Source organism: Streptomyces sp. Tu6071 (assembly GCF_000213055.1).
In the GTDB taxonomy this organism is placed as follows: Bacteria; Actinomycetota; Actinomycetes; order Streptomycetales; family Streptomycetaceae; genus Streptomyces; species Streptomyces evansiae.
The window spans coordinates 4,792,192-4,804,065 of sequence record NZ_CM001165.1 but is presented as its reverse complement, the minus strand read 5'-3'; the positions used below and the strand labels follow the sequence as shown (position 1 = coordinate 4,804,065).

The 11,874-nt window shown below is 74.1% G+C and carries 13 protein-coding genes; 4 read left to right on the top strand and 9 right to left on the bottom strand.

Going from position 1 to position 11,874, the window contains the following annotated elements; translation table 11 throughout:
* Positions 1-60: 60 nt before the first annotated feature.
* Positions 61-699, top strand: a complete 639-nt coding sequence (locus STTU_RS20200) for a hypothetical protein (protein WP_007826245.1) — start codon at positions 61-63, stop codon at positions 697-699.
* A gap of 35 nt (positions 700-734) precedes the next feature.
* Here the strand turns inward: STTU_RS20200 and STTU_RS20195 are convergent, their stop codons facing one another.
* The 5 genes from STTU_RS20195 to STTU_RS20175 form a co-directional block, all read right to left on the bottom strand.
* Entirely contained in the window at positions 735-1,400 is a 666-nt protein-coding gene (locus tag STTU_RS20195; RefSeq protein ID WP_010276555.1) for a response regulator, read from the bottom strand.
* Complete coding sequence (locus STTU_RS20190; RefSeq protein ID WP_007826242.1) at positions 1,397-2,503, bottom strand: sensor histidine kinase; 1,107 nt, start codon at positions 2,501-2,503, stop codon at positions 1,397-1,399. The genes STTU_RS20195 and STTU_RS20190 overlap by 4 nt, the downstream gene beginning before the upstream one ends.
* A gap of 101 nt (positions 2,504-2,604) precedes the next feature.
* Complete coding sequence (locus STTU_RS20185; RefSeq protein WP_007826240.1) at positions 2,605-3,135, bottom strand: hypothetical protein; 531 nt, start codon at positions 3,133-3,135, stop codon at positions 2,605-2,607.
* 144 nt (positions 3,136-3,279) lie between these two features.
* Positions 3,280-3,594 (bottom strand): DUF4190 domain-containing protein, encoded by a 315-nt coding sequence (locus STTU_RS20180; protein WP_007826238.1) that lies wholly within the window; start codon positions 3,592-3,594, stop codon positions 3,280-3,282.
* 226 nt (positions 3,595-3,820) lie between these two features.
* The gene (locus STTU_RS20175; RefSeq protein ID WP_043255795.1) at positions 3,821-4,045 is read right to left on the bottom strand and encodes a DUF4287 domain-containing protein; all 225 of its coding nucleotides are present in this window, start codon (positions 4,043-4,045) and stop codon (positions 3,821-3,823) included.
* 333 nt (positions 4,046-4,378) lie between these two features.
* Here STTU_RS20175 and STTU_RS20170 point away from each other — a divergent pair, with 333 nt between their 5' ends.
* A complete protein-coding gene (locus STTU_RS20170; RefSeq protein ID WP_010276540.1) occupies positions 4,379-5,599 on the top strand; it encodes a S8 family peptidase in 1,221 nt (406 codons plus the stop codon).
* Between the two features lie 55 nt (positions 5,600-5,654).
* Here STTU_RS20170 and STTU_RS20165 read toward each other — a convergent pair whose 3' ends face one another.
* Together STTU_RS20165 and STTU_RS20160 are read right to left on the bottom strand one after the other, a co-directional pair.
* The gene (locus STTU_RS20165; RefSeq protein ID WP_007826233.1) at positions 5,655-7,007 is read right to left on the bottom strand and encodes a metallophosphoesterase; all 1,353 of its coding nucleotides are present in this window, start codon (positions 7,005-7,007) and stop codon (positions 5,655-5,657) included.
* A gap of 51 nt (positions 7,008-7,058) precedes the next feature.
* The gene (locus STTU_RS20160; protein ID WP_007826232.1) at positions 7,059-7,310 is read right to left on the bottom strand and encodes an SCO4848 family membrane protein; all 252 of its coding nucleotides are present in this window, start codon (positions 7,308-7,310) and stop codon (positions 7,059-7,061) included.
* Between the two features lie 259 nt (positions 7,311-7,569).
* On the opposite strand from STTU_RS20160, the gene STTU_RS20155 reads away from it, so the two are divergent.
* Positions 7,570-9,060, top strand: a complete 1,491-nt coding sequence (locus STTU_RS20155) for a D-alanyl-D-alanine carboxypeptidase family protein (protein ID WP_007826231.1) — start codon at positions 7,570-7,572, stop codon at positions 9,058-9,060.
* A gap of 95 nt (positions 9,061-9,155) precedes the next feature.
* On the opposite strand, the gene STTU_RS20150 is transcribed toward STTU_RS20155, so the two are convergent.
* Positions 9,156-10,154, bottom strand: a complete 999-nt coding sequence (locus tag STTU_RS20150) for a YihY/virulence factor BrkB family protein (RefSeq protein WP_007826229.1) — start codon at positions 10,152-10,154, stop codon at positions 9,156-9,158.
* A gap of 262 nt (positions 10,155-10,416) precedes the next feature.
* Between STTU_RS20150 and STTU_RS20145 the strand changes: the two genes are divergently transcribed.
* On the top strand, positions 10,417-11,205 hold the full coding sequence (locus STTU_RS20145) for an SDR family NAD(P)-dependent oxidoreductase (RefSeq protein WP_007826227.1): 789 nt from the start codon (positions 10,417-10,419) through the stop codon (positions 11,203-11,205).
* A gap of 59 nt (positions 11,206-11,264) precedes the next feature.
* Here the strand turns inward: STTU_RS20145 and STTU_RS20140 are convergent, their stop codons facing one another.
* A complete protein-coding gene (locus STTU_RS20140; RefSeq protein ID WP_007826226.1) occupies positions 11,265-11,849 on the bottom strand; it encodes a 2'-5' RNA ligase family protein in 585 nt (194 codons plus the stop codon).
* Positions 11,850-11,874: the final 25 nt, after the last annotated feature.

Genomic DNA, 11,874 nt, shown 5'->3' with positions numbered 1-11,874 from the left:
GCGGCCTCGTCGTATGTCACCATGCTCGTCTCCGACTCACCCGCATGGGGGACAGCAGCGATGACGACACCGCCGACCGGGCCCGACAGCAGCGACCCGTTCGCGAAGGGGCCCGCGGCCCCGCAGGGGGTGCCGCCGCAGGGCGGGGCACCGGGGCCGGGCGGTCCGCAGTGGGGGCCGCCGCCCGGGTACGGCTACCCGCAGCAGCCCCCGGCCGGGTACGGCCACCCCCAGCAGCCGCCCGCCGGGTACGGCTACCCGCAGCAGCCCCCGGCCGGGTACGGCTACCCGCAGCAGCAGGCGGGGTACGGCTTCCCGCCGCCCGGTCCCGGCGTCCCGCACCACGGCGGGCCCGCGCCGCTGCTCGCGATCGGCGACATCATCGTGACGCAGGGGGAGATCACCACGCCCGCCGGGACGATGCCGCTGCGGGGCTCGGTGTGGAACGCGAGCGACCTGTCCCGCACCGAGGAGAAGATCAGCCAGACCGGCATCATCCTCGCGATCATCTTCGGCATCCTGCTCTGCGGCCTCGGCCTCCTCTTCCTGCTCATGAAGGAGCGGAAGACGAGCGGCTTCATCCAGGTGACCGTGACGAGCGCGGGACACCACCACTCCACGATGGTCCCGGCGCTCGGGCCGTGGAGCTTCCATCAGGTCATGCAGCAGGTGAACTACGCGCGCTCGCTGAGCGTGTAGCGGCGGGGCGGGAGCCGGGCCGGGGCGCCGGGAGGTCAGGCGAGGCCGGCGGTGAGGGCGCGGCGCACGGCCTCGGCGCGGTCCCGGATACCGGCCTTGGCGAAGAGGTTGTTGATGTGCGTCTTGACGGTCGCCTCGCTCACGAAGAGCTTCTCGGCGATCGCGCGGTTGGGCAGCCCCTGGCCGATCAGGGTGAGCACTTCGCGTTCGCGGGGCGTGAGATCCGCGGGCAGTCCCTGTCCGGACGCCGTCGGCCTGGCACGGACGGTGGCCAGCAGCCGGTCCTGGACCTCGCGGTCCAGGACGGACTGGCCCGCCGCGGCGGCACGGATCGCGCGGACGATGTCCTGGCGTCCGGCGTTCTTCGTCAGGTAGCCGCGGGCGCCCGCGCCGAGGGCGGCCAGGATCGAGTCGTCGTCGGCGAACGTGGTGAGCACGACGACGGCCACCCCGGGGTGCTCCTCGCTCAGCCGACGGGTGGTCTCGATCCCGTCGAGCACGGGCATGCGCAGGTCCATCAGCACGACGTCCACCGGACCGGCGGCGACCGCCTCCAGTACGCCGTTGCCGTCCGCCGCCGCCGCCACGACGTCGATGTCCTCGGCCAGGCCCAGCACGGCGGCCAGCGGTTCGCGGACGGCGGCCTGGTCGTCGGCGACGACCACGCGCAACGGCCGGGAGCTCTCGGTGGGTTCACTCATCGCGGGATCACTGCCTCCACGTGCCAGCCGCCTTGGTCCGGTCCCTCGCCGACCGGTCCCGCGGTGAGGGTGCCGCCCAGCAGGGCGACGCGTTCGCGCATGCCGATCAGCCCCATTCCGCTGCCGGTCCCCGCGTTCACCCTACGGGTGGCGGGGCCGTTGCGGACCCTCAGCACCGTCGAGGACGCCGCGAAGGCCAGCTCCACCCGTACCGCGCCGCCCGGGGCGTGCCGCGCGGCGTTGGTCAGGGATTCCTGAGCGATCCGCAGCAGGTTCTGGGCCGTCCGGGCCGGTACCTCCACGGGGGTGCCGGAGACGGTCAGGGCGTCGCGGTGGCCGGAGGACTCCAGCATCGAGGCAAGGGTCTCCACCAGCGGCAGCGCGTCCTCGCGGAGGGCGTGGACGGTCCACTGCGCCTGCTTCAGGCTCTCCTTGACGAGGCTGTGGGCCTTGTCGTTGGCCGCTCTGACCTTCTCCAGGTCGCCGGTTTCGAGCAGCGCGTCGGCCAGTTCCAGTTGCATGTTGATCCCGGCCAGCGAGTGCGCCAGGACGTCGTGCACGTCCCGGGCGATACGGCCGCGTTCGGCGAGCACGGCGGTCCGCGCCTCGGCCCGCGCGGCGCGCTCCGCGCTCTCGGCCGCCGAGAGCACGGCGTCCACGGCCTGGTGCTGGACGCGGTTGAGCATCCCCACCACGACCGGTGCGGCGGTGGTGAGACCGACGGCCCAGGGCAGCAGCTCGTGACCCGGTCCGATCGCGAAGTACAGGACGCCGCCGCAGAGCAGGCCGCAGGAGAGCGCCAGGACGAGGGCCGGTCGGGTCGGCAGCCGGTATCCGATGTGGCCGCAGAGGAAGTAGGCGAAGAGGTAGCCCGTTCCCTCGCGGCTGACGCCGATGAGCGCCGCCGCCGCGAGGACGCCCAGCGACAGCCAGACGACGGCGGCCCGCTGCGGGACCTTGCCCGGGGGAAGGCCCCGGGCCAGCAGCGCCGCGCAGTTGAGCACGAACAGGACCGCGACGAGGAGCCCCCGCCCGCTGACGCCCATCGGCCGGATCGTCAGGGCCCCGCTGACGATGACCGCCGCGGTCAGTGCCCACTGCACCCAGGGCTCACGCCCCGGGAGCCGCCGGGGGGCGGCCGAGGGGGGCGGGGCCTGTCCGGGGGATGCGTCCGTCTCGGGGGTGGGCACGGCCAGACCATAGCTCACGGCCGGGCCCCGACCCGGTGCGTGGCGGCGGTGGCCGGCCCGGTGGTCAGCATCCGGCCGCGGACGAAGATCGTGGCCAGCCGGGTGACGACCTCGGTGAGCGCCATCAGGACGAAGGCCGCCACCCACGCCTGCGTGCTGGTGATGTCGTGCGCGAGGCTGAAGCGGGCGACGTCGTCGGCGCCGCCGTGCCCGGTCCACAGCTGGAAGCCCATCCGGGCGCCCATGCCGAGCACCCACAGGATCGCGGAGACCGCGCCGGCCTTGATCAGGACGTGCTCGCCCGCGCGCCTGACCCGGGTGTAGACGCCTCCGGCGATGCCGAGCGCGGCACCCACGCCCACGAGCGTTCCGATGAGCACCAGGTCGTTGCCCCCGGTGGGGACGGAGTGCAGGTACGAGTGAGCGACGAAGGCCACGATCCCCAGCGGGATCAGGAAGGTCTTGAGGTCCAGCCGGTCTTCCCGCAGCTGCCGGAAGACGACGAGGAGGAGAGCGATGTCGGTGATCCACTCGGTCGTTGTCATGCCCTCAAGACTGCTGGCGCGGGGCCCGCGACGCCTGGACCCACGGGTGGAACCCCGGGTGGAGAAAGCGGCGGGGCGGGCTCGCGTCCTCTCCACCCGACCGGCCTCCGCGTGCCGGTCGGGCAGGGGCCGAGGAGGCGGGGCCTAGACGCCGCGCGGGCCGGTGAACTGGATGAAGGCCACGACGATCCCGAGCACCGCGCACACGCAGCCGACGATCCCGAGCACGATCGCCGCCGTGGCCATCCCGCGCCCGCCGGCCTCCCCCCGGTCCGCCTTGCGCCCGCCCGCGACGCCGAAGCACAGCGCGAGCACCGGGCCGAGCACGGGCAGGGGGAGCAGCCCGAGCAAGCCGAAGACGAGCCCGGCGACGGCGAGCCGGTTGGGCCCTGCCGCTGCTTCGGCGGGCGCGGCCTTGGGCCGTGCCCCGTAGTCCACCGTCATGAAACCCTGCTCCACGCTCTCCCACTCCCTGCCGTACGGCTCTCTGCCGTGCGACCCGCGTCGGCACAGGTCAGCGCGGTCAGCGTAGGCGCGCGGGATGGACTTTACCGGCGGTAACGGTGGAGGAGTGGGTGCGGGCGTGTGAGCGCTTCGTGACCGCCCCCGCACGCTCAGCCTCGCGGGCCGCCCCGGCCCGCCGCCCCGCGCCGGCGCACCCCACCGCTCCCGCGCCGTGCCGCCCTCACGCCGCCCCGCTCTCCCTGCGCACGTACGCCACCACCGCGTTCGCGTGCCCGTGCCCCATTCCGTGAGCGGTCTTGAGCCACGTGACGAGTTCGCCGTGCCGGGTGAGGGGCGAGGCGCGGACGAGGTCGAGCCACTCGCCGACGGGGCGGCCGTAGGCGCGCTCGATGGAGGGGAAGTAGGAGGCGGGGCCCTTGGCGGGCGGGACGGATGCGGTGCTCATGACGTGCGTCCTTTCGCGACGGTGTGCCGTACGGAAGGGGTGACCGCGCCCGGGGGCGAAGCTCATCGGCGGACCCGCGACGAGCGAGGTCGCACCCTTCAACTCCCTTTGCGTGGACGTGTGTTGCCGCAAAATGGCTGTCGCATGACATCCGGCCAAGCAGGGCGGGACGGCCTTGTGCGGAGGTGGTGACGGTCGGGAGTATTCCGTTCGGCGGGTCCCGGTACGACACGTACCGGACCACCCGGACGCTGGTTTGTCATGCGCACAACAGGGACTGCTCGCGTTCGCGCCCGTACCCCCACACCACCATCCACGAGGAGAACCCTTCCGATGGCACCTCAGACAGACCACCGCCCCCGCGCCACCCGCCGCACCCTGGCCGGGCTGAGTGCGGCGGCCGTCGCCGCGCTCGCGCTCAGCACCGTCGTCGCGCTGCCCGCCTCGGCGGCCCCCGTAGGCGTGATCGAGAACGCCGGAGTGGCGGGCTCGGTCTCCGGCAGCTATGTCGTGACGCTCAAGTCCGGAGCGCCGAAGGCAGGTTCGGCGGCGGGCAAGGCGCTCGCGAAGAAGTACGGCGCCACCATCGACCGTACGTACTCGGCCGCGCTCAACGGCTACGCGCTGCGCCTCGACGAGGGCGCGGCGAAGAGACTCGCGGCGGACCCCGCGGTGGCGAAGGTCGCCCAGGACCGGGTGTTCACGGCCGACGCGACGCAGTCCAACCCGCCGTCCTGGGGCCTGGACCGCATCGACCAGAAGAACCTGCCCCTGAGCCGGAGTTACACCTACCCGGACTCGGCCGGGCAGGGCGTGACGGCGTACGTCATCGACACCGGCGTGCGCATCACGCACCAGGACTTCGGCGGGCGGGCCTCGTACGGCTACGACGCCGTCGACAACGACAACACGGCGCAGGACGGCAACGGGCACGGCACGCACGTGGCCGCGACGATCGCCGGGACGTCGTACGGCGTCGCGAAGAAGGCGAAGGTCGTGGGCGTCCGCGTGCTCAACAACGCGGGCTCCGGGACGACGGCACAGGTCGTGGCCGGGATCGACTGGGTCACGGCGCACGCCGTGAAGCCGGCCGTCGCCAACATGAGCCTCGGCGGCGGCGCCGACTCGACGATCGACGCGGCCGTGCGCCGCTCCATCGCCTCCGGCGTCACGTACGCGGTCGCGGCGGGCAACGAGTCCACGAACGCCTCGACCAAGTCCCCGGCGCGCGTCGGCGAGGCCATCACGGTCGGCGCGACGACGAGCACCGACGCGAAGGCCAGCTACTCCAACTACGGCTCCGTGGTGGACCTGTTCGCGCCCGGTTCGTCGATCACCTCGGCGTGGGGCACGGGCGACACCGCGACCAACACCATCAACGGCACCTCGATGGCGACCCCGCACGTGACGGGCGCGGCGGCCGTCTACCTCGCGGGCCACACCTCGGCGACCCCGGCCCAGGTCTCCTCGGCCCTCGTCGCGGGCGCCTCGACGGGCGTCGTCACCAGCCCCGGCTCCGGCAGCCCGAACCGCCTGCTGAACATCGTCCCGTGACGCCTCGCGCGACACGATGACACGTGAGGGCCCCCGGGGAGACGCCCGGGGGCCCTCACGCCCTCCCCGCCGCCAGCGTCACCACCGTGATGTCCGAGGGGGCCCCGACCCGTACCGGGGGGCCCCAGGCGCCCGCGCCGCGCGTCACGTACAGCGTCGTGTCGCCGTAGTGGTCGAGGCCCGCGACCGTGGGGTTGGCGGCGCGGGCGAGGAGGTTGCCGGGGAAGAGCTGGCCGCCGTGGGTGTGGCCGGAGAGCTGGAGGTCGACGTGGTGCTCGACCGCCTCGTGGATCATCACCGGCTGGTGCGCCATGAGCACGGAGGCGCGGGCCGGGTCGCGGTCGCCGAGGGCCTTGTCGTAGTCCGGGGCGGCGTGGTGGTCCTCGCCGGAGATGTCGTTGACGCCCGCCAGGTCGAAGCCGGGCAGCTCCACGCGCGCGTTCTCCAGCGGGCGCAGACCCAGCTCGCGGACCTCGTCGATCCACTCGTCCGCGCCCGAGTAGTACTCGTGGTTCCCCGTGACGAAGTACGCGCCGTGCCGCGCGCGCAGGTCGCTCAGCGGCTGCGCCGCGTGCCCCAGCTCCGCCACCGAGCCGTCCACGAGGTCGCCCACCACCGCCACGGCGTCCGGCTGCGCCCCGTTGATCGTGTCCACGATCCGCCGCGTGTGCGCGTGGCCCAGGATCGGGCCGAGATGGATGTCGCTCACCACCGCGATCCGGAAGCCGTGCGCCGAGCGCGGCAGCTTCGCGAGCGGGATCGTCACGTGCTTGAGGCGCGGACCGCGCAGCACGCCGTACGCGCCGCGGCCGACCGTCCCGAGCGCCGCCGCGCCCGCCGCGCCGCCCACGATCCGCGAGACGAAGAGCCGGCGGGAGGGCGCGGGCGCGGGACGCGGCGCCTGGTCCCGTACGGGCTCCGGAGCGGGCGTGGCACCGGGCACCGGGACGGGATCGGGGGCTCGTACGGGAGCCGGGGCCGCCGGTACGGGACCCGGGGCCGGTACCGGCCCCGACGCCGCGCGCTCCGCCTCCTCCGGCGCCCCCACGGCAGCCGCCACCGGTACGGTCTCCTCACCCTCCCGGCCGTACCGCCCGCGCATCACCCGAAAGAGCAAGGGGCGGAGCAGCTCGCCGAGCGCCACCGCGAGGAGCAGGTACAGCGCGAGCGCCGCCCACAGGTACCCCGGCCACGCCACGACGCGCAGCACCCCGAAGGGGAACGCGCGCGAGCCCGCGAAGGCGGCCAGCATGAGGACGGGGGCCGCGACGAAGAAGACCGTGCCCAGGGTGCGGGCCGGTCCGGGGCCGCGCGTCGTGTCGCGGACGAGGCGGCGCCACAGGTACCAGTGGGCCAGGCCGAGCAGCGCGAGTACGAGCAGCAGGGCCGCGCCGATGAGGATCACCATGCCGCGTCAACGGCCCGTCACCCGCGCCGGGTTCCCGTATCGCGCGCGGAATCACACGGGAAGATCACGTTTCCGCAGCGCCCGCAGCCCCCGGAACCCGATGCCGCCTACAACCGTCCCCAGAAGGAAGGAGGCGATCGCCAGCAGCAGGTGGACCCAGAAGTAGGTGGTGGGGTCGCCGGCGTCGTCGAAAGCGAGACCGCTGCCGTCTTTCCAGAGATTCTTGGCGAAAGTGATCCAGATGATCCAGCTCCACACCCCGAACGCGAGCAGGAACCAGGAGACCGGGCGGCTGAGCTTCATGGGCCCAGTATCGCGCCGCGCCCTCGCTGTCCTGCGCCGGGGTGCGGACAAGACGCCCGGGAGAGGACGAAACGAGCGCGCGGAGCCCGGCGGCGCAAGTCCCCGCGCCGCCGTCCCCGCCGCGTACCGCCCGAACGGCCGACGTCCCGCCGCTCCCCGCCTCCCCCGATCGGCCGCCCCTTCCGTCCCCTCCCCGCTTGCCGCAGATGACAGCACAGGTACGTTCCTGAACGTGTCCGCTACGAAAAAGCGCGTACCGGTGCTTTCTCTGACCGCCTGCGCTGCCGCCGCCGCCCTGTCCCTCTCCGTGGCCGCGAGCCCCGCCCTGGCCGACTCGGGCGACGGCTCCGCGAGCCCCCGTCCCCCGGCCCACTCCTCCGCGACCGGCGGGGCGCGGCTCGCGCTGCCCGGCACGCAGGTCGCGCCGGGCGCCGGGGCGCCCAAGCTGCCGAAGAAGCTCACCGCGCGCTCCTGGGTCGTCGCCGACGCCGAGTCCGGCGAGATCCTCGCGGCGCGCAACCCGCACTGGAAGCTCGCGCCCGCGAGCACCCTGAAGATGCTCTTCGCGGACACGCTGCTGCCGAAGTTCTCGAAGGACAAGGTGCACCAGGTCACGCTCAAGGACCTCGACGGGATCGGCGAGGGCTCCAGTCTCGTCGGCATCAAGGAGGACCTGCCCTACTCGGTGCACGACCTGTGGCTCGGCGTCTTCCTGCGCTCGGGCAACGACGCGGTCCACGTCCTGTCCTCGATGAACAACGGCGTCGCGCAGACCGTGCGGGACATGCAGGCGCGGGCGCACGAGCTCCAGGCGAACGACACGCACGTCGTCACGCCCGACGGCTACGACGCGAAGGGCCAGGTGTCGAGCGCGTACGACCTCACGCTCTTCGCCCGCGACGGCCTCAAGAACCCCGACTTCCGCGAGTACTGCTCCACTGCGGAGGCGCAGTTCCCCGGCGAGTTCGCCAAGAAGAAGAAGGACAAGGACAAGAAGAAGGCGACGGACGGGCAGGCCGGGCCCGAGCAGCGACCGCGCGAGCACTTCGGCATCCAGAACACGAACCGCCTCCTCACCGGCACCTACGACCTCAAGCCCTACCAGGGCATCGCGGGCGTCAAGAACGGCAACACGACCAACGCGGGCGCGACCTACACGGCGTACGCGCAGCGCGGTGACCGCAAGCTGCTCGTGACCGTCATGCACCCCGACTACGACGAGAGCCAGGCCGTCTACCGCGAGGCCGCCCGCCTGCTCGACTGGGGCTTCGCCGCCGACGGCAAGGTCACCCCGGTGGGCGAGCTGGTCCCGCCGCGCGGCGTCGTCGCCGAACGGGCGAAGGCGAGCAAGGAGGCCGCGGCGCCGGAGCACGCGGCGGGGGGCAGGGGCAGCGGCGGCGCGGCGAGCGCGGCGGGCGCCGGCTCCGGCTCGGGCGGCCTCGGCACCGCGCTCGCGGTCACGGGCGGCGTCCTCGTCGTCCTCGCGGGCGTCGTCTTCGTCGTCCGCCGCCGACGCCCCCTCCCGGCGACCCCGGGGCTGAGCGGCGGCATCGGTACGGGCACGGGCGGGGCGAGCGGAACGGGTGCGGGCGGTACGGGTACGGGCGGTACGGCGCGCACGGGCGAGGCGGCCGGTGGGGGCTCGGCCACCGACGTCACCGGCCCGGACGCCACCGGTACGAGCCCGGACGCCACCCGCCCCGGCCCCGACGCCACCGGTCCCGGCCCGGACGCCGCGCACCGCGGCTGACCGCCGGGCGTCCGCGCGGCGAACGGGGCGGGGCCCGAGGACCGACCGTACGCGTCCTCGGGCCCCGCCCCGTTCGCCCGGTCCCCCTCCCGCGCTCACCCCCCGGCGCCTCCCGGGGCCCGCGTCGCCCCCGGCCGTCCCCGCTTGCGGAACCTGCCGCCCCCGGCGTCCGCCGCCGGGTCCTCCGTCGCCGTCGTGAGCCGCGCCGCCTCGGCCTCCTCGGCGCGCTCGCTCTCCGCCGTCTCCGCGCGCCCCTCCACGGCCGTCCACGCCGCGCAGTACAGGAGCAGCTTCGCGGTGAAGTTGATCCACAGGAGCAGTGCGATCGGGACGCCGAAGACGCCGTACATGTTCTTCGAGGCGACGCCCGAGATGTAGCCCCCGATCAGCAGCTTCAGCAGTTCGAAACCGATCGCGCCGATCAGCGCGGCGAAGACGAGGCGGCGGCGCCGGGGGTGGACGCGGGGCAGCAGGCTCAGGACGTAGAGCAGGAGCAGGAAGTCGGTGCCGACCGCGACGGCGAAGGAGAGGACGCGCAGCAGGACGCCGCCCACGCCGTCCTCGGCGATGCCGAGGTGCCGGGCCGTCCAGCCGATCGCCGTCGTGGAGGCCGCCGAGGCGACGACGGTGACGAGGCCCGCGGCGCCGAGGCCGATCAGGACCCCCGCGTCACGCACCTTGGCGAGGAGGAAGTTCCCCGGGTCCTCGGGCAGCCGCCACACCGCGCGCAGCGATTCCCGCATCGAGCCGACCCAGTTGATGCCCGTGAAGAGCAGCGCCGCGCCCGCGACGAGCCCGACCGTGCCCGCGTTGTCGACGAGTCCTTGCAGGTCGAGCTGGTTCGCGATGCCCGGGACCTGCTCCTTGACGCGGGATTCGAGGTCGTGGACGCGGTCCTGGCCGAAGGCGCCCGCGACGACGGCGACGGCGACGGTGAGGAGCGGGAAGAGCGCGAGGAAGCTCGTGAAGGTCATCGCGGCGGCGAGCCGCGCCCACCGCACGTCGTCGAGCCGTTCGTAGCAGCGCCAGGCGCGGGTGCGCATGAGCCGCGCGCACCACGGCCCGAGCACCGGGAGTCTCGTCAGCCAGTCCATGGGTGTTCCTGCCCCTCCCGAGCGCCGTGCCGTTCGCCTACCCCGTGGCGGGCCCGGTCAGCGGGTCCCGGAACGCGGGTGTGGCCACCATCTGCCCCGGTACCGGCCCGCGCAGTCCGGCGGGGCGGGAAGGGGCCCCGACGGTAGCCCGATACGGTGAGTTTTCGGTCGGTTTGGGCGTATTTCTCACGCGGAGGGCGATACGGTCACCGCGCGCCCGCCGCACACCCCTGGGCGGGCACCCCACCCCGAGGAGTACGCCATGCAGGACCCGATCGGACCGCCCCGTTCACTGCTGCTGCTCGGCGGCACCTCGGAGCTGGGTCTCGCCACCGCGCGCCGCATGATCGGCCGCCGCACCCGCACCGTGTGGCTCGCGGGCCGCGCGGGCCCCGCGCTCGACGCGGCAGCCGCCGAACTGCGCGCCCTCGGCGCCACGACGCACACGGTCGACTTCGACGCGCTCGACCCCGCCTCGCACGCCGAGGCTCTCGGCAAGGTCTTCGCCGAGGGCCCCGTCGACCTCGTCCTCCTCTCCTTCGGCCTCGCGGGCGACCAGCTCAACGACGAGGCCGACCCGGCCGCCGCCGCGCGCGTCGCCGCGACGAACTACACGGGCGCCGTCTCGGCGGGGCTCGTGTGCGGGATGGGGCTCCAGGCGCAGGGGCACGGGGCGCTCGTCGTGCTCTCCTCGGTCGCGGGCGAGCGCGTGCGGCGCGGGGACTTCATCTTCGGCTCGTCGAAGGCCGGGCTCGACGCCTTCGCGCAGGGTCTCGGCGACGCGCTGTACGGGACGGGCGTGCGCGTCCTCGTCGTACGCCCCGGGGTGGTGCGCAGCCGCCGCCCGGACCAGGCCGTCCCCGAGGAGTACGCGACCGGGGTGCTCGGCCTCGACGGCCCCTTCTCGACGACGCCGGAGGCGGTCGCCGAGGCGGTGGAACGCGGACTGCGGCGCGGCAGCGAGACGGTGTGGGTCCCGGCGACCCTGCGCCCGGTCATGGCGGGGCTGCGGCATCTCCCGCGCCCGCTCTTCCGGCGACTGCCCGTCTGAGGCCGTACGCACGAGGCCGAGCCCCCCGCGTACGAGCGCCGAGGCCCCGGCGCGGCGGCTCAGCCGATCGGGTGCGGGGCCTCGTCCGGGCTCAGCGGCTGGCTCGGGACCGCGCCCGCGCCGAAGGAGAAGGTGCGCAGGCGGCGCCAGACGCCGTCGCGGCCCTGCTCGTAGAGGCTGAAGCCCGTGCAGTCCCAGGAGGCCGCATAGTCGGCCAGCTCGGTCTGCGCGCGGTCCATCGCCTCCTCGGCGATGCCGTGCGCGACCGTCACGTGCGGGTGGTACGGGAACTGGAGCTCGCGGGCGACCGGGCCCGAGGCGTCCCGCACCTGCTTCTGGAGCCACGCGCACGCGTCCGCGCCCTCGACGACCCGCACGTACACGACGGGCGAGACGGGGCGGAAGGTCCCGGTGCCTTCGAGGCGCAGCGGGAAGGCCCGGCCGTTCGCGGCGACCTCCGCGAGGTGCCGCTCGACGGCGGGCAGCGCGTCGGCGGGCGCCTCGGTGGGCGGAAGCAGCGTGATGTGGGTGGGGATACCGTGCGCGGCCGGGTCCCCGAAGTCCGCGCGCAGTCGCTGGAGGCGACTGCCATGAGGCTCCGGGACCGCGATCGAAACGCCGAGCGTGACCGAGCCCACGTCCACTCCCATCTCCTCGTGTCAGTCTCCA